The sequence below is a fragment of the Pseudomonas sp. FG6 genome, assembly GCF_057809015.1.
In genome coordinates this window covers 81,526-102,616 of sequence record NZ_JBMDJD010000003.1, presented here as the reverse complement: position 1 = coordinate 102,616, position 21,091 = coordinate 81,526, and the positions used below count along the sequence as shown (strand labels likewise).

The window sequence follows — 21,091 nt, the reverse complement described above, 5'->3', positions numbered from 1 at the left end:
CCCTGTGGCGAGGGAGCTTGCTCCCGCTGGGTTGCGAAGCGACCCTCGCTCTTGATCTCAAAAATTTCTGGCCCTGAAAAATCAAGGCGTCTGCTGCGCAGCCGAGCGGGAGCAAGCTCCCTCGCCACAAGAGCTTATCGCCAGCGTCTGCTTATTCCTTGACCGCCAGCTCCACCAGATGGTCCTCCACCTCCTGCGGCTTGAGCACCAGCACATCGCTTTCCAGCGTATCGAGCACGGCCTCGGCGGTGTTGCCGATCAGCACCCCGGACAACCCCGAGCGCGCCACGGTGCCGATCACGGTGACGGCGGCCTGGAGCTTGTGGGCCGTGAAGGGGATCAGCACGTCGGCCGGGCCTTCCATGATGTGCAGGTGCTGGTCGTCGATGTCGAATTCGGCCTGGAACGCCCGGCATTGTTCGCGATAACGGGCCTCGATGGTTTCCTTGAGCTGGAACGTCGGGTCGGCCGCCGAGAGCATCGGCGAGGGGTGGGCGCTGATCACATGCAGGTGGGCCTTGGCCAGGGCGGCGATGTCATAGCCATGATCGATGATGGTGGTGTGCAGGTGTCGGTGCTCGCCGTCCGCGTTGCCGACGTCGACCGCCGCCAGGATCACCTTGTCCTTCCATGAACCCGCGGTTTTCACCAGCAGGACCGGTGTCGGGCAGTGACGCAGCAGTTTCCAGTCTGCCGGTGTCAGCAGGGCTTTCTTGAGTGGGCTGTCGGCAAAATGCTGTTTGATCACCAGGCCGCACCCTTCGGCCTGCTGCACGTCGATGATGGTTTCGTGCAGGCTTTCGTTCCAGGCCTGTTCGGTGGTGACGCTGTAGCCGTCCGCCAGCAACGCGGCTTTCAATACGCTGAGCAGGCCGGCATGGTCATGCTTTTTGTCGCACACCAACAAGTGCAGGTGGGCCTGGGTGACCCCGGCGATCAACTTGGCGCGCTTGAGCGCCAGGCTTTCCGAATGTTCAGGTTCGATGACCACCAGGATGCTGCGAATGGCTTGCATGATCGGCGTTCTCCTGCAATGAAAAAGCGTGGCGTTGCTCAACTATAGGGGCAGTCTAGTCATAGGGGCAGTCTAGTCGCTGTCGATGAGGCGTCGACTTGATGCATATCAACGGTGGTGGCTGGTGGTCTGGGGGCGGGCCGGTATAATCGGCGCCCTTCGCTCGACTACCTTTTCTCCGTGAGCCCCATGACCCTTCCCGAAATCCACGAATTCCTTGGTTGCCGCACCCCCGATGCCTGGGTCCAGGCGGCGCTGGCCGACCAGGAGACGATGCTGATCGACCACAAGAACTGCGAGTTCAAGGCCGCCAGCACGGCCCTGAGCCTGATCGCCAAGTACCATTCCCACGCCGACCTGATCAATATGATGTCGCGCCTGGCCCGGGAAGAACTGGTGCATCACGAGCAGGTCATGCGCCTGATGAAGAAGCGCAAGATCGGCCTGCGCCAGCTGTCCGCCGGGCGCTATGCTTCGGGCCTGCGCAAGGTGGTGCGCAGCCACGAGCCGGTCAAGCTGGTCGATACCCTGGTGGTCGGTGCGTTCATCGAGGCCCGCAGCTGCGAGCGTTTCGAGGCGCTGGTGCCGCATCTGGACGACGAATTGGGCAAGTTCTATTTCGGCTTGCTGAAAAGCGAGGCCCGGCATTTCCAGGGCTACCTGAAGCTGGCTTACCAATACGGTGACGCCAAGGACATCGCCCAGGTGATCGACAGGGTTCGTGAGGCCGAGCGGGAACTGATCGAATCGCCGGATGTGGAATTTCGGTTCCACAGTGGGGTGCCGGCTTGATAGAGCTGGGCAACCTCACTTGGGCACACGCCACAGATACCACGCCGCCACCGTTCGGTAGGGGCTCCAGGCCAGGCCGATCTCCGTCATCTGCTTACGGTTGGGTTGTTCCTCCAGCCCCTTGAGCCGTCGATACCCCTCACGCACCCCGAAGTCATCCGCCGGCAGGATGTCTGGCCGCTCCAGGCTGTAGATCAGCAACATCTCCACGGTCCAGCGGCCGACCCCGCGCAGGGCGGTGAGGCGTTCGATCAGTGTTTCCTCTTCCATGCCCAGCGCCGTGGGGTAATCCGGCACCGTCCCGTCCAGGGCCGCCTGGGCGATGCCTTGGATCGTCGCGATCTTGCTGGCAGAGAACCCACAGCTGCGCAGTTGAACGGCGTCGGTCGCCAGGATCTGTTCGGGCCGTGGGAAGGTTTGCGCCGGGAACAGCGCCAGCAGCCGACCGAGAATCGCATCGCCGGCCTTGGTGTGCAGTTGTTGATAGGCAATTGCCCTCACCAGGGCTTCGTAGGGATCGCGGGTCGGTTTGGGCAGCAGCAGGCACGGACCGGTGGCCTCGACATGGCGTCGCCAGTCTTCGCCGAGGCTTGCCAAAAAAAGGCTGGCGGCATGGTAGGGCGCTTCGGGCATTGGGCGGTGGTTCTCCAATCGATCAAAACGCCAACGGCAGTGAAACCTGCACGGCGGCTTTTTCCAGGCGCAGCAGGAACGCCTTGCGTGGTTGACCACCGCCATAGCCGGTCAGCGAGCCGTCCGCGCCGATCACCCGATGGCAGGGGATGACAATGGCCAGGCGGTTCTGTCCGTTGGCCAGCCCCACGGCGCGGCTGGCACCGGGGCTGCCAAGGGCCGTGGCAATGCCGCCGTAGCTGCGGGTTTCGCCATAGGGAATCTTTTGCAGTTCGGCCCAGACTCGCACGGCGAAGGCGCTGCCGGGCATGTGCAGCGGGACGTTGAAGGCCGTGAGCTTGCCGGCGAAATAGTCGGCCAGCTCGGCTTCGATCTGTTGCAAATGAGCGTTGTGGCCCGGCGCGACGGTGTAGCCATAGCGTTGTTGCAGCTCTTCCAGCTCCTTGGTCAGGGCCGGGCGGTCGAGGAACTCCAGCAGCACCAGGCCTCGGCGTTCGGCCATGGCCAGCATCGGCCCCAACGGTGTGGTCAGGCGAGTGAACAGCAACGGCTCGCTGAGGGCGGCCCGGCCGGGTGTGATGTGGAAGGATTTCACGAAGGCTTCGCGAAAACCGCTCAATGACTCGTAGCCGGAATCGAACGCCGCGTTGTCGATGGAGCTGCCTTGCTTGATGCCGCCCAAGGCGATGCCCAGGCGGCGGGTGCGCAGGTACGAATGAAAGGTCATGCCGAAGTGCTGCTTGAACCAGCGGCGCAGTTTCAGCGGTTCGATGCCTTGTGCCATGAGCAGGGCATCGGTCCAACGCAGGTCGGGTTCAGCGTCCACGGCGTTGAGCAGGGCCTGGATCCAGTCCGGCGCGATGGCAGCGGCGTCCAGCGGCTTGCAGCGCAGGCAGGCGCGGTAACCGGCCGACATGGCTTCGTCGGCATGGGCGAAGAACTCGACGTTCTCCGGCTTCGGCTTGCGTGCCGTGCAACCGGGCCGGCAGAAGATGCCGGTGGTCTTGACCGCAGTGAAGAACACCCCCTCGTAGGCGGTGTCTCGTTCGAGCATGGCGCGGACCATCTCGGCGCGGGGCGGGAGGAGCGAGTCTTGTCGGTTCATGGGGTTGAGCATAAAACCGTGCCGGCGGTGACTCCACCGAAAAATCGACATTGAATTTTCTGCTCGTTGGTCGGATGGCCGCGAACAAAAATTGAACCTTCAAGTCTTACGGCTACACCCGTTGATTCGCAGTTCCGGAGGCTTCATGTCTAAACCCAAAAAATCCCTTATTGCCTTGGCTGTCTGTGCCCTGGCGCTTGGCGCCTCTGCCTTGCTGCCGGCTGATCTGTCGCCTATCGGGGCGAGCTACGCCGCCGGTGGAAATGGCGGCGGTGGTGGTCACGGCGGTGGAAACGGTGGCGGCAATGGCGGTGGTCACGGTGGTGGCGTCGGCGGTGGCCTCGGTGGCGGTCAGGACCATGGCAAGGCCAGCGATTCCAGCGGCATCGGCAAGGGCCTGGCCAGCGATCATACCGGCACCCGAACCCGCGATCATGGCTTGAGCGGCAAGCACACCGGCACCACTCGCACCGACCGCACCAGTAAGGCTTCGCTCACCTCGGCCATCGCCAAGGACCGTGATACCCGGGGCCTGACCAAGGCATCGGCGATTTCCGCCGCGCGGCCAGACGCTCACAACACCAAGGGCCTGACCAACGCAACGACCTCTTCGATCAAGAACGATCTCAAGAACGACCATTGATCGCGCTAAAAAGCCGCGACGCCCAGGCAGGGCGTCGCGGCTTTTTCATGCGCGCCTGGTACGCATCAGGCAGTTTTATTCAATAACTTGCGTCGCTGGAAAATTACGCTGGTCGCCCGTTCTCTGATGATGAAGAAGGTATGCGATGAGTCTGGTTTTCTCCATGGCGGCGTTTGCCCTGGTCGCCTCCATTACACCCGGTCCGGTCAATATCGTGGCCCTCGGTTCCGGGGCCCGATATGGCTTTCGTGCCACGCTGCGCCATGTGGCTGGCGCGACGCTGGGGTTTGTCTTGTTGCTGGTATTGATGGGCCTGGGGTTGCATGAAGTGTTGCAGCGCTGGCCCGGCCTCGTGCGGGTGGTGCAACTGGGGGGCGTGGCATTCCTGTTGTTCATGGCCTGGAAACTGGCGGCGGACGATGGCCACCTGGGCGCCACGGATCAGGGGCGGGCGCCTTCGATGTTCTATGGAGCACTGATGCAATGGCTCAACCCCAAGGCTTGGCTGGCCTGCGTGGCCGGCATGGGCGCGTTCGTGGCCGACCGAGAGGCGCGGCTGGTGTGGCAGTTCGCAGCGATCTACTTGGTGATCTGCTACGTCTCGGTGGGTTGCTGGGCCTACGCCGGCAGTTTCTTGCGCAGCTGGTTGGGCAATCCGACAACCCTGCGCCGGTTCAATCGGGCAATGGCGGTGTTGCTGGTGGTCAGTGCGGTGTATTTATTACTGCCTTAGGTGGATGTTGGTGTGATGAGGCGTATCAGCCGCGATATTGACCGGGCGTGGCCGCCAGGTGTTGCTTGAATGCCCGCTGGAAGTGCGCCTGGTCGGCAAAACCGCTGTCCAGTGCGACGTCGGCGATCAGCTTGCCTTCGCGCAATTGGCGGCGGGCAAACTGGATTCGGCGGTTGACCAGGAAGGCGTGGGGCGTCATTCCGTAATGACGCTTGAAGGCTCGGCTCAGATAGGACGGCGATAACTGCGCGGCGGCGCAGATGTCTTCGAGTTTCAAGGCTTCGCAGCAGTGGTCGTGGATAAACTGCGCGGCCCGCATCAGGCCCGGATGGCTGCCCCGGTCCGGCCGACCGGCGGGGTTGAGGCGTTGTTGCAGGTCGGTAAAGAACGCCTCGGCAGCAGCATGCTTGCGGGCGGCGTCGAGGTGTTCATCCACCAATTGCTCGTACAGGTTTTGCAGCGCGCTGAACAGCTCGATGTCCCGGCTATGGGTGGTCGCGAAACCCTGGAAATCCAGCGTCTCGTCAAAGCCGATACGGCGTTGCAAGTCTCTGAGCCACTGGGTGTCGACGTACAGCATCACATAGGACCACGGCTGGTCGTCGATCGGATTACAGGCGTGGACGTCGCCGGGGTTCATCAGCACCACCGTGCCGCTTTCCACCTGGAAATGGGACTGTTCGTGCAGGTAGGTACTGCGTCCGGCGGTGATGGCGCCGATGGAGAAGTGGTCGTGGGAATGACGCGAATAGCAGACCTTGCGTCCATCGGCGATGGCCCGGGCCTCGATGAAGGGCAGGGCCGCGTCGCGCCAGAAGCGTGGGGCGGCGTCGTGGGTGGCGTGCTTCATCGGTTGGCGTCCTCGTCTTGATCCCGCAATGCAGTGTATAGAAAAACTGTGGGGGCAGCGCTTGCACTTGGTGGCGGTCCGACGAGGACGTCAGCCCAGACACCACAAAACCCTGTGGCGAGGGAGCTTGCTCCCGCTGGCCTGCAAAGCAGGCCCTGCATGGCTTCAAGTAAACCGCATTGCCTGTTTTACGACTGCTTCGCAGCCGAGCGGGAGCAAGCTCCCTCGCCACAGGGAGGTCGGAGCCACCATCGCCCGCCCATGAAAAAGCCCTGAGCCGGAGCACCGGGTCAGGGCTTTTTCATGCATCAGGTTTCAGCGTCGACGGAACAGCGGCAGCGGCTCGTCGGTGGCGGCCTGGTAGGTCACCGAGAAGTCCTTGAGGCTTTCGAGGGCATCATAGGGGTCTTTGTCGGCGCGCAAGGCAAAGGCGTCGAAACCGCAGCGGCGCATGTAGAACAGCTGGTCGCGCAGGACGTCGCCGATCGCGCGCAACTCACCCTTGAAGCCATAGCGCTCGCGCAGCAGACGTGCGTTGGAGTAGCTGCGGCCGTCGGTGAAGGCGGGGAAGTTCAGGGCGATGACCTGCAACTGGTGGACGTCTTCACCGATCTCTTCGGCTTCCTCGTCGGCGTCCAGCCACACACCCAGGCCGCCATCGCGGGCCTTGAGGGCGCGCGCATGGTCGCGCCACAGGGCCAGCGGTACGATCAGGTCGTCGCAGTTGGAAATGCCGTCGAGGGTCGCGTCCTTGGGCAGCAGGTGCCAGGTTTCGTCGATGACCTCGTTGTTCTTAATGATTCGCTGCATAGACGCGTTCCTTGAAGAGGTCGATGCCGATACGTTGGTAAGTGTCGATGAAGCGCTCGTCTGCGGTACGTTGTTCGATGTACACGTCGATCAGCTTCTCGATCACGTCAGGCATGTCGTCCTGGGCAAACGACGGGCCGAGGATCTTGCCCAGGCTGGCGTCGCGGGTGCCGCTGCCGCCCAGGGAGACCTGGTAGAACTCTTCGCCTTTCTTGTCCACGCCCAGGATGCCGATGTGGCCGACGTGGTGGTGACCACAGGCGTTCATGCAGCCGGAAATGTTCAGGTCCAGCTCGCCGATGTCGAACAGATAGTCCAGGTCGTCGAAACGACGCTGGATCGATTCGGCGATAGGGATCGACTTGGCATTGGCCAGCGAGCAGAAATCGCCGCCGGGGCAGCAGATCATGTCGGTCAGCAGGCCGATGTTAGGGGTGGCGAAACCTTGCTCGCGCAACTCGCCCCACAGGGTGAACAACTGGCTCTGTTCAACGTCTGCCAGGATGATGTTCTGCTCGTGGGAGGTGCGCAGCTGGCCGAAGCTGTAGCGCTCGGCCAGGTCGGCCACGGCGTCCAGCTGCTTGTCGGTGATGTCGCCCGGCGCCACGCCGGTCGGCTTCAGCGACAGGGTCACCGCGATGTAACCCGGCTTCTTGTGGGCCAGGGTGTTGCGGGTGCGCCAGCGGGCGAAGCCCGGATGCGCTTGGTCCAGCGCGGCCAGTTCAGCGTCCTGGTTGCCCAGGGACTTGTAGGCCGGGTCGACGAAGTGCTTGGCCACGCGATGGACTTCAGCGTCGGTCAGGGTCGTCTGGCCGCCGCGCAAGTGGACCATTTCGGCCTCGACCTTCTCGGCGAACACTTCCGGCGTGAGAGCCTTGACCAGGATCTTGATCCGCGCCTTGTACTTGTTGTCGCGACGGCCGTAGCGGTTGTACACCCGCAGGATGGCGTCGAGGTAGCTCAGCAGGTCCTGCCATGGCAGGAACTCATTGATGAACGCGCCGACCACCGGCGTACGGCCAAGGCCGCCACCCACCAGCACACGGAAGCCCAGCTCGCCGGCGGCGTTGTAGACCGCTTCCAGGCCAATGTCGTGGACTTCGATGGCCGCACGGTCCGAGCTCGAACCGTTGATGGCAATTTTGAACTTGCGCGGCAGGTAGGCAAATTCCGGGTGGAAGGTGGTCCACTGGCGGACGATCTCGCACCATGGGCGCGGGTCGATCAGCTCATCGGCCGCGACACCGGCGAACTGGTCGGTGGTGACGTTGCGCAGGCAGTTGCCGCTGGTCTGGATGGCGTGCATCTGCACCGTGGCCAGTTCGGCCAGGATTTCGGGCACGTCTTCCAGCGCCGGCCAGTTGTACTGGACGTTCTGCCGGGTACTGATGTGGGCATAGCCCTTGTCGTAGTTGCGGGCAATCTGGGCCAGCTTGCGCACCTGGCGCGAGGTCAGTTGACCATAAGGCACGGCCACGCGCAGCATCGGGGCGAAGCGCTGGATATACAGGCCATTCTGCAAGCGCAGAGGGCGGAATTCTTCTTCGCTCAGCTCGCCTGCCAGATAACGTCGGGTTTGATCACGGAACTGCTTGACGCGGTCCTCGATGATCCGCTGATCGTACTCGTCATATACGTACATATAAGTCTCGGTCTCAGGCTTGTGCCGATCAGAAACAGCTGCGTGTTGGCTCGCTGGAATCGGGTTCTGCCTCGGCAATTCTGCGCGCACGGCCGCGCACTCCTAGAGGAGCCGGTGCAAGATACCTGTTTTGAGTTATGCGCAAAAGTGATGTTTGAGTATATGTAAAGAACCAAATCGCCTAATGAGATTGATTATTGCCTAACCCACATTTGTCGTATGGGCAATCATCGTCTTAACTGTGGTCGAGTCTTTGAGCAATCACCTACAAAACCGACAAGAGGCGATGCAATGAGCAATCCGACCAAAGCAAGGAAAAGCGACAGTTCCGTGGATGCCTGGGCCATTTTGTTCCTGATCATCCTGGTGGTGGGCACCGCGGTATTCTGGGTCAGTCATCAATAACGCTCGAACCGTTACACCCATGAACGTTCCACGTTCATATGCCCGTTCGCCACCCGGGTCGTTATACTGGGTGGCGTATTATTCAGGGCGGTTGGGATGTTGACGTTTATCTGCAGGCTGGTCGTGTTGTCATGCCTGCCATTCTGGTTGCCTGTACAGGCCGCCAGCACGGTTTCTCCTTCAGCCCAGGTCAGGGCTGCGACTTCGGTGGTGTTCCTCAATCCAGGGCGTTCGGTGGAGACGTTTTGGGTCAGCTATACCGAGTTCATGCAGGCCGCCGCCAGCGGACTGGGTTTGCGCCTGCGCGTGGAGTACGCCGAGCGCGATCCCGAGCGCATGATTCGCCAGGCCCAGGAAGTCATCGCGGCGCCTGACCGTCCGGATTACCTGGTGCTGGTCAACGAACAGTATGTTGCCCCGCGCATCCTGCAATTGGCGCAGGGCAGCGGGATCAAGCTGTTCCTGGTGAACAACACGCTGACCAGCGACCAGGCCCGCCTGCTGGCCCAGCAGGGCGTGCCGCCCGTCGAATTGCTCGGCAGCCTGGTGCCCGACGATGAGCGCAGCGGCTACCTGATGCTCACCGAGCTGTTGCGTCAGCGTGGGCCGCTGGCGCCCGGGCAAACTCTCGACCTGCTGGCATTTTCCGGAAAGAAGTCCACGCCTTCGGCGCAATTGCGCGAGAAGGGCCTATACCGGGCGCTGGCCGAGCACCCTCAAGTGCGCTTGCGCCAACTGGTCTATGGCGAGTGGAATCGTGACCGTTCCTACGAGCAGGCCAGCCAGCTGGCGAAGCGGTATCCGCAGACCGCACTGGTGTGGTCCGCCAACGATGAGATGGCCCTGGGCGCCATGCAGGCGTTCGAAGAGGCGGGGCGCCGGCCAGGCAAGGACGTGCTGTTCAGCGCCATCAACAGCTCCCGGCCGGCGCTCCAGGCGCGCATCGATGGGCGCCTGAGCGTCCTGTTCGCCGGGCATTTCAGCCTGGGGGGCTGGGCGATGGTCATGCTCCATGACCATGCCCGGGGCCTCGACCTCGCTCGCCATGGCGGCTACAACCAGCAGATCGACCTGATGCAGTCCCTCGACCCGGCGCGCGCCCGCGCCTGGCTGAACATGGACCCGGCCAAGGACTATCGCCTGGATTTCAAGCGCTTCAGCCTGGTGTCCCATCCGGACGGCGAGCGCTATGCCTTTTCGCTCGATGCGCTGGGACGTCGTCAGGGGTCGTACGGAAAATCGTCGAGTGGCGATCAGGCAAAGTGAACGTCGGCGCGCAAAGCCCTGGCTGGCCTAGACGCCGGCAAAGTACAACACCAGATTGACCACCCCATACAGCGTCAACCCGAACACCACCGTAAACACAATGCCCAGCAGGATGAAGTGGCTCGGTTTGCCGTGGGTAAAGTCCCGGGCGCGGTTCTTCCCGCTCTGTACGCCGAAGGCGGCGGCCAGCACGCTGTGCAGCATTTGCAGCAGAGTAGGTGGCTTGTTGTCGATTGGATCGTCCATAAATCCCTCGTCTGCCATGTCTGTGGGACAAGCATAGACAAAAGATCGCGATCCGCGGTGACTTCGGCCATAGGTCGATGTTCTAGCATCCGGTTTTCCAGTCGACGTCTTGGCTGACTGAAAAAATAGAGAAATCTAGGCCTTCCTGGCCAATGTGGCTACTGGTAGTTCTGTCAGTAGCCGTCCCGGTGGGATTGGGTCACGCTGCTGATTCCTGTCATCTGCGGGGATTAGCCATGAACGTTCGAAAATCGTTCGCGATCACAGTTTTTGTCTGCTGTGCTACGGCTGTGCTGGGTTTCTTCTTGGGCTTGCCAATGGCTAACGCTGCAACTGACAACCAACAAAATGCGCCAGAACCGACCGCCTCAAGCGTGTATGCCAATACGATCGGCGACGCCCGCTTTGAACGTTCGGCGATACACGTTGAGCAGGGCTATACGATTGAGAGCGGCAATCTGTACGCCCGCGATGGAGAGACAGGTTCGCTAGTGGTGGTCCGATCACCTGACGGCACGGTCACGTCGATTATCGATGAGCCTGGCAAGCGTGGCTTGCTGGTGGTCGATACGAAGGGGAAAAGCGCTTTTACCAAAGAGCCCGCATATGACTATCTGACGCCGGATACACTGGATTCAGCGAATCCGGAGCTGGTGGCAAAAGAAGGTGCTATCAAGGCTGGGGGGCATCAATATATCGATATGTTGGTGGCTTATTCTGCTGCTGCGTTGGCTCGTTTGAATACAGATCCTGTTGCTTATGCTCTTGCACAACTAGAGACGGCCAACCTTGGTCTTAGGAATTCTTTGGTTGCCGATTTGTCTCTGCGACTGGCAGCAATAAACGTGTTTGATGTTGACTATGGCATAACGGATGACGGTGCTTTTGCTTGGGAAACGAAACTTGCACGTTACAGGCGTCTATACAGCTCGGATGTGAATGCTGCCTACGCTGAAGGGGCAGGTGGGGTGGCTTATGTCGGCGGATATACAAGTGTTAATGGTCGGTCGAGCCCTGCCGCATTCCGACATGAAATAGGACACAATGCCGGAGGAAGCCATTGCAACAATAACCCAGCAAGATACAGTTTTGGCTATAACAATGGTAAATCTCAAACATATCTCTGCGGAAATAAGGTTCCTTATTACTCGACACCAGCCGTCAGGGATGCTCACGGTCTGCCGTTGGGCGACGCGCAAACGGCCGATATGGCTCGTGTGTGGCGGGAAAATGCGGCTCGGCTTAGCGGTTACAACCCTGAGTTACCCGGCCTGCGCATGATGCTTGTCAGTCCTTTTGGTGAGGATGCTTACGCCTTTGCAGCATTGAACATTCCCATTACATTGGCGGACAATGTGGCGATTGTCGCGTTATCCGAAGACGTTGGTCCCACCAGTATGATTCCAAATTCAAATAACAATACACAAACGACGCTTAGCGCAAGATTGCTTAATGCGAAGGGTAACGAAGTCACGGTGCGGTTTAGGGCTCAACGCAGAAGGGCAAGTTGTTTGACGGAAATAAGCATCAGCAATATGTGTGCGGGATTTCCCCTGAGCCTTGAGCTGAAATATTATCCGCAGTTCGACAGTAACGCATCATTGCCGCCAGGTTATTACAATGGGCTCCTAAAACTTGAGGCTAGAAGTCCTGACTCCAATTGGAGGGTGCCCATCAATATTGCCATTTCGATACGAAAATAAAAAACGCTTGAGTTGGGAGGCTTGCTGTCGGCGCACCTCCCAACAGATGCAGACTCAGCTGTCATACCCCAGATTCGGCGCCAACCAGCGCTCTGTCACGCTCAGTTCCTGGCCCTTGCGGCCGGTGTAGCTTTGGACCTGGTCCTTGTCGATCTTGCCCACGGCAAAGTACTGCGCATGGGGATGGGCGAAGTACCAGCCGCTGACCGCTGCCGCCGGGAACATGGCGTAGTGCTCGGTGAGGAATACGCCGCTGCGTCCGGCCTTCAGTTCGCTGGCCTCGGGGTCGAGCAGGCGGAACAGAGTGGCTTTTTCGGTATGGTCCGGGCAGGCCGGGTAGCCGGGGGCAGGGCGGATGCCGGTGTATTGCTCCTTGATCAGGGCCTCGTTGTCCAGGCTTTCCTCCTTGGCGTAGCCCCAATAGTCCTTGCGCACTTGTTGGTGCAGCCATTCGGCGCAGGCTTCGGCCAGGCGGTCGGCCAGGGCCTTGACCATGATCGAGTTGTAGTCGTCGCCGGCCTGTTGGTAGGCCTTGGCGACTTCTTCGGCGCCGATGCCGGCGGTGGTGATGAAGCCGCCCACATAGTCGGTCACGCCGCTGTCCTTCGGTGCCACGAAGTCGGCCAGGGAGAAGTTCGGCTTGCCGTCGGTCTTGATGATCTGTTGGCGCAGGTGATGCAGGCGGGCCAGTGGCTTGCCGTCGTCGCCGTAGACTTCCAGGTCGTCGTCATGCACCTGGTTGGCCGGCCAGAAACCAAACACGGCACGGGCGCTGATGAGCTTCTCGTCGATCAGCTTGCGCAACATCGCCTGGGCGTCGGCGTACAGCGCGGTGGCCGCTTCGCCGACTACTTCGTCGGTGAGGATGCGCGGGAACTTGCCGGCCAGGTCCCAGGAAATGAAGAACGGCGTCCAGTCGATGTAGTCGACCAGGACGTTGAGGTCGATGTCGTCCAGTACCCGCGCCCCCGTGAAGGTTGGCCGCACCGGTTGGTAGCTGCTCCAGTCGAATTGCGGCTTCTTCGCCAGGGCCGCGGCGTAGCTCAGGCGTTCGGTGCGGGCACTGCGGTTGGCGGTGCGCTCACGAACGTCCCGGTATTCCTGGCGGGTTTTCTCGACGAAGGCCGGCTTGAGTTCCTTGGACAGCAACTGGGTTGCCACGCCCACGGCGCGGGAGGCGTCGGTGACGTAGATCACCGCGTCGTTGCTGTACTTGGGCTCGATCTTCACGGCCGTGTGGGCCTTGGAGGTCGTCGCGCCGCCGATCATCAGCGGCAGGTGAAAGTCCTGGCGCTGCATCTCGCGCGCCACGTGGACCATTTCATCCAGGGACGGCGTGATCAGGCCGGACAGGCCGATGATGTCGCATTTCTCGTCCCGGGCCACTTGCAGGATTTTCTCCGCCGGGACCATCACGCCCAGGTCGACGATGTCGTAGCCGTTGCACCCGAGCACCACGCCGACGATGTTCTTGCCGATGTCATGGACGTCGCCCTTGACCGTGGCCATGAGGATCTTGCCCTTGGCTTCGGGCTTGTCGCCTTTTTCCGCCTCGATGAACGGGATCAGGTGAGCCACGGCCTGTTTCATCACGCGCGCCGATTTCACCACTTGGGGCAGGAACATCTTGCCGGCGCCGAACAGGTCGCCAACGATGTTCATGCCGGCCATCAGCGGGCCTTCGATGACTTCGATCGGACGGGCGAAGGACTGCCGCGACTCCTCGGTGTCTTCGACGATGTGGGTGGTGATGCCCTTGACCAGGGCGTGTTCCAGGCGTCGGTTGACGTCCCAGCCGCGCCATTCCTCGGTTTCCGCTTCCTTGACGCTGCCGTCGCCCTTGAACTTGTCGGCAATGGCCAGCAGGGCGTCGGTGCCTTCTGGGGTGCGGTTGAGGATCACGTCTTCCACGGCGTCGCGCAGTTCCACCGGGATCTGGTCGTAGATCTCCAGTTGGCCGGCGTTGACGATGCCCATGGTCAGCCCTGCGCGGATCGCATACAGCAGGAACACCGAGTGGATCGCCTCACGCACCGGGTTGTTGCCACGGAACGAGAAGGACACGTTGGACACGCCGCCCGAGGTCAGGGCGTAGGGCAGTTCGTCACGGATGTAGGCGCAGGCGTTGATGAAGTCCACGGCATAGTTGTTGTGCTCTTCGATGCCGGTGGCGACCGCGAAGATGTTCGGGTCGAAAATGATGTCTTCCGGCGGGAAGCCGACTTCGTTGACCAGGATGTCGTAGGAGCGCTTGCAGATTTCCTTCTTGCGCGCCTCGGTATCGGCCTGGCCGGCTTCGTCGAAGGCCATCACCACCACGGCGGCACCGTAGCGCTTGCACAGCTTGGCGTGATGAATGAACTGCTCGACGCCTTCCTTCATGCTGATGGAGTTGACGATGCCCTTGCCCTGGATGCACTTGAGGCCGGCTTCGATCACGTCCCATTTCGAGGAGTCGATCATGATCGGCACGCGGGAGATGTCTGGTTCGCCGGCAATCAGGTTGAGGAAGGTCACCATGGCCTTCTTCGAATCGAGCATGCCCTCGTCCATGTTGATGTCGATCACCTGGGCGCCGGCCTCGACCTGTTGCAGGGCCACTTCCAGGGCTTCGGTGTAGTTGTCCTCGCGGATCAGCCGGGCGAACTTGGCGGAACCGGTGATGTTGGTCCGCTCGCCGACGTTGACGAACAGGGAGCTGCGATCGATGGTGAACGGCTCCAGGCCCGACAGGCGACAGGCCCGCGGGATATCCGGAATCTGCCGCGGCGCGTAGCCGGCCACGGCCTTGGCGATGGCTTCGATGTGCGCCGGGGTGGTGCCGCAGCAGCCGCCGACGATGTTCAGGAAGCCGCTCTGGGCAAATTCTTCGATGACCTTGGCCGTTTCGACCGGCAGTTCGTCGTATTCGCCGAATTCGTTGGGTAGGCCGGCGTTCGGGTGCGCCGACACATGGGTGTTGGCCTTGTTCGACAACTCTTCCAGGTACGGGCGCAGCTCGCTGGCGCCGAGGGCGCAGTTCAAGCCCACGGAGATCGGCTTGGCGTGGGCCACCGAGTTCCAGAAGGCTTCGGTGGTCTGGCCGGAGAGGGTGCGGCCGGATGCGTCGGTGATGGTGCCGGAGATCATGATCGGCAACTCGACGCCCAGTTCTTCATAGACCCCTTGCACGGCAAAGATCGCCGCCTTGGCGTTCAACGTGTCGAAAATGGTCTCGATCAGGATCAGGTCGGCGCCGCCTTCGATCAGGCCTTTGGTGGCCTCGGTGTAGTTCTCCACCAGTTCGTCGAAGGTCACGTTGCGGTAGCCGGGGTTGTTCACGTCCGGCGAGAGCGAGCAGGTGCGGCTGGTCGGGCCGAGCACGCCGGCAACGAAGCGCGGCTTGTCCGGGGTTTCCAGGGTCTTGGCGTCGGCCACCTTGCGGGCCAGGCGCGCGCCTTCCAGGTTCAGCTCGTAGGCCAGGCCTTGCATGCCGTAGTCGGCTTGGGAGACCTGGGTGGCGTTGAAGGTGTTGGTCTCCAGGATGTCGGCGCCGGCGTCCAGGTAGGCTTTTTCAATCGCGCCGATCACGTCCGGGCGGGTCAGTACCAGCAGGTCGTTGTTGCCCTTGACGTCGCTTGGCCAGTCGGCGAAGCGCTTGCCACGGTAATCCTGCTCTTCCAGCTTGAAGCTCTGGATCATCGTGCCCATGCCGCCGTCGAGGATCAGGATGCGTTCCTTGAGGGCCTGCTGGAGAAGATGGAGGCGAGCGCTGCGATCGGACATAGGACTACCTGGAAAAAGATCATTACGAGATCACGGATCATAACAAAGCTGTACCGGATTTGATCATGATCAGCTTTTGCATGAATATCGCTCATGTTTGCTTCCCGGTGCTGGCCCGGTAGAATCGCAGGCCTTAACTTCCAGGGATCGAGACATGCCGTACCGCGTCTTATTCGGCAGTCTGTTGCTGCTGTTGTCTTTCAGCTCAGTGGCAAGGGATCCCGCGCCAGCGCTGTCCTATACCCGCGATATCCAGCCTATCTTCACGGAAAAATGCGTGGCCTGTCATGCCTGCTACGACTCTGCCTGCCAGTTGAACCTGGGCAGCGGCGAAGGCGCGACGCGGGGGGCAAGCAAGTTGTCGGTGTATGACGGCGAACGGCGCCAGGCGGCTGAGCCGACCCGTCTGTTCTATGACGCCTCCGGCCAGCGGGCCTGGCAGCGCAAGGGCTTTTACTCGGTGCTCGATGCCCAAGGGAGCCAGGCGGCCTTGATGGCGCGGATGCTGGAGTTGGGGCATCGCACACCGTTGCAGCCCAACGCCAAGCTGCCGGAAGAGATCGTGCTGGGCCTGAACCGGGAAAACAGCTGCGCGATGCCGGGGCAGTTCGATGAGTACGCCGCTGCCCATCCCAAGGAAGGCATGCCGCTGGCGGTCACTGGGCTGACCGACCAGCAATACCAGACGCTCCAGCGCTGGCTGGCCGCCGGCGCCCCGATCGATCAGCAGGCCCTGGCGCCGAGTGCTGCCGAAGCCCTGCAGGTGGTGCAATGGGAAAACCTGCTCAACACCCCTGGCGCCCGGGAAAGCCTGGTGGGCCGCTGGTTGTTCGAACACTGGTTCCTGGCGCACATCTACTTCAAGGACGGCGAACCGGGGCATTTCTTCCAGTGGGTTCGTTCGCGCACGCCCACCGGCCAGCCGATCGACCTGATCAACACCCGTCGCCCGAACGACGACCCGGGCACCCGCATCTATTATCGGCTTTGGCCGGTGCAGGGCGTGATCGTGCACAAGACGCACATCACTTACGGGTTGAGCGCGGCGAAAATGGCGCGGGTCAAAAGCCTGTTCTACAGCGGCAAATGGCAGGTCAGCGCGTTGCCTGGCTACGGGCCGGAGCGCCGGGCCAACCCGTTTTCCACGTTTGAAGCGATCCCGGCCCAGGCGCGTTATCAGTTCATGCTCGATAACGCCGAGTATTTCGTGCGCACGTTCATCCGTGGCCCGGTGTGTCGGGGCCAGATCGCCACGGACGTGATCCGTGACAACTTCTGGGCGCTGTTCCAGGCGCCTGAGCATGACCTGTACATCACCGATCCCAACTATCGCGGCCAGGCCACGCCATTGCTGGCGATGCCGGGGCAGAACGACGACGTGGGCAGCGTTGTCAGCCTGTGGCTCGACTACCGGGACAAACGCAACGCGTACGAGGCCTTGCGCCGCGACAGTTATGCCAATCTGCCGGCGCCGAGTTGGTCGACGCTGTGGGCCGGCAATGACAACGCCTTGCTGAGTATTTTTCGTCACTTCGACAGCGCCTCGGTCACCAAGGGGCTGATCGGGGAAGTGCCGCAGACGATGTGGTTGTTCGATTTCCCGTTGCTGGAGCGCACCTATTACCAGTTGGCGGTCAACTTCGATGTGTTTGGCAACGTTTCCCACCAGGCCCAGACCCGGCTCTACTTCGACTTGATCCGCAATGGCGCGGAGCTGAACTTCCTGCGCCTGATGCCCGCCGATACCCGGGAAGATTACCTGGACGATTGGTACCAGGCCGGCGGCCAGTTCAAGATGTGGCTCGATTACGAGGCCATCGACGACGACACGCCGACCGCGCTCAAGCTTGACGAGCGCGACCCCAAGCGCGATTTCGCCCAGCAACTGCTGGCCCGTTATGGCGAATTGAATGCGCGGCCCGATCCGATCAACCGTTGCGAAGGCGCGTACTGCTCGCGGCCGAACATCGATCCGGCCCTGCAAAACGCTGAACAGGCCCTCAGTCGCCTGGTGTCGCGTCCGGCGGCGGGGCTGGAGGTGATCAATCAGCTGCCTGAAGCGACGATGCTGCGCATCGAAACCGCCGACGGTCATCGCGAGGTCTACAGCCTGCTGCGCAACCGCGCCCACAGCAACGTGGCGTTCTTGCTGGGCGAGGAGACGCGTTATCAACCGGGCCTGGACACGCTGTCGGTTTACCCGGGTGTGTTCAGCAGCTATCCGAATTTCATTTTCAACATCGCGGCGTGGCAAGTTCCGGCATTCGTCGACGCCATGGAGAATGCCGAAAACGAGCAGGATTTCGAGCGGATTGTCGAGCGTTGGGGGATTCGGCGCAGTCACCCGCAGTTCTGGCACTATTTCCATGATTTGAGCCGGTACATCCAGGAAACGGATCCCCTGGAAGCCGGCGTGCTGGACATGAACCGCTACCAGAACCTCTGAATCGGACCTTCCGGCGGCTAAGCCTTGCCGTCGGCTTCTTTCCTGACCTAAATACTAGGACTTTGTCAGGCGCCACGTTTGGCGTAAACTGCCGGCAAGCCTGTGAGGAGCTTCCATGACTGCCATTACTATTACCGATGCCGCCCACGATTACCTGGCCGACCTGCTGTCCAAGCAGAACACCCCAGGTATCGGAATCCGCATCTTCATCACCCAGCCCGGCACCCAGTACGCAGAAACCTGCATTGCCTACTGCAAGCCCGGGGAAGAGAAACCCGAAGACACCGCGCTGGGGCTCAAGAGCTTCACGGCCTATATCGACTCGTTCAGCGAGGCGTTCCTGGACGATGCCGTGGTCGACTATGCCACCGACCGCATGGGCGGCCAATTGACCATCAAGGCGCCGAACGCCAAGGTGCCGATGGTCAACGCCGACAGCCCGATCAACGAGCGCATCAATTACTACCTGCAGACCGAGATCAACCCCGGGCTGGCCAGCCATGGCGGCCAGGTTTCGCTGATCGACGTGGTGGAAGACGGCATTGCCGTGCTCCAGTTCGGTGGCGGCTGCCAGGGCTGCGGCCAGGCCGACGTGACCCTCAAGGAAGGCATCGAGCGCACCTTGCTCGAGCGTATCCCTGAGCTCAAGGGCGTGCGCGACGTGACCGACCACTCGCAAAAAGAAAACGCCTACTACTGATTGTGGCGATACCCTCTTGCGATCAGCTCGTAACCTGTGGAAGCGAGCTTGTGGGAGCAAGGCTTGCCCGCGATGCAAACACCTCGGTGTAGCTGATAGACCGAGGTGACGCCTTCGCGGGCAAGCCTTGCTCCCACAGGGGGATCCAGGTGGATTTTCTGGCGAGTTCAGGGCCGGTAGAGATGCGCATGCCCGGCGCGGTACAACGATGACTCGCTGAACACATCATTGCCCAACACCCGTCCCACCAGGATCAGCGCCGTACGGCGAAAGCCCTTGGCCTGTGCCTTTTCGGCAATGTCGGCCAGCGTGCCCAGCACCCAATCCTGATCCGGCCAGGTCGCCCGGTGGATCACGGCGATCGGGCAATCCGCGCCGTAGTGAGGCAGCAGCTCACTGACGATTTTTTCCAGATGATTGACCCCCAGGTGAATCGCCATGCTCGCGCCGTGCTGCGCCAGGCTGGCCAGTTCTTCTCCGGCAGGCATCGCGGTCTTGTCCGCGTAGCGGGTGAGGATCACGCTTTGGGACACGTCCGGCAGGGTCAGTTCGGCGCCCAGCAGGGCGGCGCAGGCTGACGTGGCGGTCACGCCCGGGATGATCTCGAAAGCAATACCCAATTCCCGCAGGCAGCGGATCTGCTCGCCGATGGCGCCGTACAGGCTCGGGTCGCCGGAATGCACCCGGGCCACGTCCTGGCCTTTGTGGTGGGCGGCCGCGATCAGTTCGATGATCTGTTCCAGGTGCAGTTCGGCGCTGTTGACCACCTGCTCGGCGCAATGCCCCTCCAGCACGGCCTTGGGCACCAGAGAGCCGGCATAAATGATCACCGGGCACTGGCGGATCAGTCGCTGGCCCTTGACGGTGATGAGTTCAGGGTCGCCGGGGCCAGCGCCGATGAAATAGACGGTCATGACCGGCTCCTGTGGAAGGTGGGTGAGGGGGCTAGATGAGGATCGCTCATGATCCGGCGGGCCGATTATCGGGATTTACGACACAACCGCCAATGCCAACGTGCTCTTGGGGCCACGCTGGCGGGTGATCAGCAGCGTTGCCGGTGCCGTGCCCCACTGGTCGGCGAGGGCGAGGGCGGCGCTTTCGGCGATGCCGTAACAACCGGTCCGCTCGTAGGCGATGTCGGAAAGATGGCTGAGCCGTGCCTGATAACCGGCCAGACGTTCGGCACTGAAGCAGGTCAGTGGCAGGGCCAGTTGCCCGGCCAGTTCCAGCAGCCCGGGCTCATCCTGCTTGAGATCGATGCTGGCCAGGCCCCGTACCTGCTGGAGTGCGATGCCGTGGGCCTGCAGCGTCTGTTCGAGCAAGGCGCGCAGCGTGCTCGCCGGGCAACCACGCTGGCACCCCAGGCCGACCACCAGGATCGGCTCGGTGGTCATGCGTCGTGGTGGGCCTGGTCGCCGCGGCGGAACAGCCAGGCGCTGATCAGGCCCAGGGCCAGCCAGAACGCGACGTTGGTCAGTTGCGAGGCGATCTTGAATTGGCTTTCCAGTGCTTCAGGCGCCAGCATCGAGTGGACTTCCGGTTGCGGCGCACCGATCACATGGGGCACCAGCAAGGTCGCCACGCCCAGCAGCTTGAGCAGCCAGTGCCGGCCGAAGGCGATCAGGGCGATGCCCACTGCCGTGGATGCGGCGGTGCCGATCCACCACATCTGCCGCTGGGCCAGGTCGGCGGCTGCCGTGCCGGGCAGCTCTGGGGGCAGGCCGAGGGTCGGCGCGAGGACGAACGTGGCATAACCGGCCAGGCCCCAGAGCAGGCCCTGGGAGGTACGCGTCGGCGCGCGCAGAGTGTACAGGCCCGCCAGCATCAAGGCGAAACCCACTGCTACCACCAGGTTGCCGCCGGTGGTGGACAACACGCGCTGCCAGCCATCTTCGGGTTCCCAGGCCTCGGCGTCATGGGTGTGAGCGACGCCATTGGCGTGTTCATGCACCTCGGCTGCCGGCGCCTTCTCATAGGTTTCGGCCTGCAGAATCAGCGGCGATACCCAGAAACTTTGCAGCAGTGTCAGCAGCAGGGCGGCCAGCAATCCACTGAAACCGGCGGTCTGCGCGATACGCTTGATCATGTCGTCTGGTCTCAGTGGCAAGGAAATGCGGCGCTATGACGGGTGTCGTGGGCGGCGTTGTGCACCGCTTCGATGTGGGAGAAACCGGCGAAATAGACCAGGCCGGCACCCAGGATCGAGGCGAAGATCGCGGCGCTCAGGCGTTGGCTCAGGGTGGTGGTGCTGCGGGTGCTGCGGGCAATGCTGGTGATGGTCGACATGGCGCTTCCCTCTGTTGTTGTCCAGCGGGTGGATCGAGCGCAATGAAAACC

At 61.8% G+C, this 21,091-nt stretch carries 19 protein-coding genes; 7 read left to right on the top strand and 12 right to left on the bottom strand.

Annotation, left to right across the window (positions count from 1 at the left end; genetic code table 11):
• Positions 1-151: 151 nt before the first annotated feature.
• Complete coding sequence (locus ACODSJ_RS02845) at positions 152-1,015, bottom strand: universal stress protein (protein WP_489100286.1); 864 nt, start codon at positions 1,013-1,015, stop codon at positions 152-154.
• Positions 1,016-1,204: 189 nt separating this feature from the next.
• Here ACODSJ_RS02845 and ACODSJ_RS02840 point away from each other — a divergent pair, with 189 nt between their 5' ends.
• Complete coding sequence (locus tag ACODSJ_RS02840) at positions 1,205-1,807, top strand: MiaE family protein (protein WP_489100285.1); 603 nt, start codon at positions 1,205-1,207, stop codon at positions 1,805-1,807.
• Positions 1,808-1,822: 15 nt separating this feature from the next.
• On the opposite strand, the gene ACODSJ_RS02835 is transcribed toward ACODSJ_RS02840, so the two are convergent.
• Positions 1,823-2,440: a DNA-3-methyladenine glycosylase family protein gene (locus ACODSJ_RS02835; RefSeq protein ID WP_489100284.1), complete on the bottom strand. Its 618-nt coding sequence runs from the start codon at positions 2,438-2,440 to the stop codon at positions 1,823-1,825.
• A gap of 22 nt (positions 2,441-2,462) precedes the next feature.
• Positions 2,463-3,545, bottom strand: coding sequence for a bifunctional transcriptional activator/DNA repair enzyme AdaA (locus tag ACODSJ_RS02830; RefSeq protein ID WP_489100283.1), 1,083 nt, complete (start codon positions 3,543-3,545; stop codon positions 2,463-2,465).
• A gap of 145 nt (positions 3,546-3,690) precedes the next feature.
• Here ACODSJ_RS02830 and ACODSJ_RS02825 point away from each other — a divergent pair, with 145 nt between their 5' ends.
• Together ACODSJ_RS02825 and ACODSJ_RS02820 are read left to right on the top strand one after the other, a co-directional pair.
• Positions 3,691-4,188, top strand: coding sequence for a hypothetical protein (locus ACODSJ_RS02825; protein ID WP_489100282.1), 498 nt, complete (start codon positions 3,691-3,693; stop codon positions 4,186-4,188).
• 145 nt (positions 4,189-4,333) lie between these two features.
• A complete protein-coding gene (locus ACODSJ_RS02820) occupies positions 4,334-4,921 on the top strand; it encodes a LysE family translocator (RefSeq protein WP_489100281.1) in 588 nt (195 codons plus the stop codon).
• Between the two features lie 25 nt (positions 4,922-4,946).
• Here the strand turns inward: ACODSJ_RS02820 and ACODSJ_RS02815 are convergent, their stop codons facing one another.
• The 3 genes from ACODSJ_RS02815 to ACODSJ_RS02805 all read right to left on the bottom strand — a co-directional run bounded on the left by ACODSJ_RS02815 (position 4,947) and on the right by ACODSJ_RS02805 (position 8,223).
• A complete protein-coding gene (locus ACODSJ_RS02815; RefSeq protein ID WP_489100280.1) occupies positions 4,947-5,771 on the bottom strand; it encodes a helix-turn-helix transcriptional regulator in 825 nt (274 codons plus the stop codon).
• Between the two features lie 315 nt (positions 5,772-6,086).
• Positions 6,087-6,581, bottom strand: coding sequence for a DUF934 domain-containing protein (locus tag ACODSJ_RS02810; RefSeq protein ID WP_489100279.1), 495 nt, complete (start codon positions 6,579-6,581; stop codon positions 6,087-6,089).
• Positions 6,565-8,223 (bottom strand): nitrite/sulfite reductase, encoded by a 1,659-nt coding sequence (locus ACODSJ_RS02805; protein ID WP_489100278.1) that lies wholly within the window; start codon positions 8,221-8,223, stop codon positions 6,565-6,567. The genes ACODSJ_RS02810 and ACODSJ_RS02805 overlap by 17 nt, the downstream gene beginning before the upstream one ends.
• Before the next feature lie 501 nt (positions 8,224-8,724).
• On the opposite strand from ACODSJ_RS02805, the gene ACODSJ_RS02800 reads away from it, so the two are divergent.
• Complete coding sequence (locus tag ACODSJ_RS02800) at positions 8,725-9,894, top strand: ABC transporter substrate-binding protein (RefSeq protein ID WP_489100277.1); 1,170 nt, start codon at positions 8,725-8,727, stop codon at positions 9,892-9,894.
• A gap of 27 nt (positions 9,895-9,921) precedes the next feature.
• On the opposite strand, the gene ACODSJ_RS02795 is transcribed toward ACODSJ_RS02800, so the two are convergent.
• Positions 9,922-10,140 carry a DUF2970 domain-containing protein gene (locus ACODSJ_RS02795; RefSeq protein WP_489100276.1) on the bottom strand — a complete coding sequence of 73 codons (219 nt, stop codon included), beginning with the start codon at positions 10,138-10,140 and terminating at the stop codon, positions 9,922-9,924.
• Positions 10,141-10,376: 236 nt separating this feature from the next.
• Between ACODSJ_RS02795 and ACODSJ_RS02790 the strand changes: the two genes are divergently transcribed.
• On the top strand, positions 10,377-11,843 hold the full coding sequence (locus ACODSJ_RS02790; RefSeq protein ID WP_489100275.1) for a hypothetical protein: 1,467 nt from the start codon (positions 10,377-10,379) through the stop codon (positions 11,841-11,843).
• Between the two features lie 54 nt (positions 11,844-11,897).
• Here the strand turns inward: ACODSJ_RS02790 and metH are convergent, their stop codons facing one another.
• Complete coding sequence (metH, locus tag ACODSJ_RS02785; protein ID WP_489100274.1) at positions 11,898-15,608, bottom strand: methionine synthase; 3,711 nt, start codon at positions 15,606-15,608, stop codon at positions 11,898-11,900.
• Positions 15,609-15,762: 154 nt separating this feature from the next.
• On the opposite strand from metH, the gene ACODSJ_RS02780 reads away from it, so the two are divergent.
• Positions 15,763-18,054, top strand: coding sequence for a fatty acid cis/trans isomerase (locus ACODSJ_RS02780; RefSeq protein ID WP_489100273.1), 2,292 nt, complete (start codon positions 15,763-15,765; stop codon positions 18,052-18,054).
• Between the two features lie 115 nt (positions 18,055-18,169).
• Positions 18,170-18,754, top strand: a complete 585-nt coding sequence (gene nfuA, locus ACODSJ_RS02775; protein ID WP_260954546.1) for a Fe-S biogenesis protein NfuA — start codon at positions 18,170-18,172, stop codon at positions 18,752-18,754.
• A 167-nt stretch (positions 18,755-18,921) separates the two neighbouring features.
• Here the strand turns inward: nfuA and cobM are convergent, their stop codons facing one another.
• The 4 genes from cobM to ACODSJ_RS02755 all read right to left on the bottom strand — a co-directional run bounded on the left by cobM (position 18,922) and on the right by ACODSJ_RS02755 (position 21,040).
• Positions 18,922-19,668 (bottom strand): precorrin-4 C(11)-methyltransferase, encoded by a 747-nt coding sequence (gene cobM / locus ACODSJ_RS02770; protein WP_489100272.1) that lies wholly within the window; start codon positions 19,666-19,668, stop codon positions 18,922-18,924.
• Positions 19,669-19,743: 75 nt separating this feature from the next.
• Entirely contained in the window at positions 19,744-20,148 is a 405-nt protein-coding gene (locus ACODSJ_RS02765; protein ID WP_489100271.1) for a cobalamin biosynthesis protein, read from the bottom strand.
• Complete coding sequence (locus ACODSJ_RS02760) at positions 20,145-20,840, bottom strand: CbtA family protein (protein ID WP_489100270.1); 696 nt, start codon at positions 20,838-20,840, stop codon at positions 20,145-20,147. The genes ACODSJ_RS02765 and ACODSJ_RS02760 overlap by 4 nt, the downstream gene beginning before the upstream one ends.
• Before the next feature lie 11 nt (positions 20,841-20,851).
• Positions 20,852-21,040: a CbtB domain-containing protein gene (locus ACODSJ_RS02755; protein WP_489100269.1), complete on the bottom strand. Its 189-nt coding sequence runs from the start codon at positions 21,038-21,040 to the stop codon at positions 20,852-20,854.
• Between the last annotated feature and the right edge of the window lie 51 nt (positions 21,041-21,091).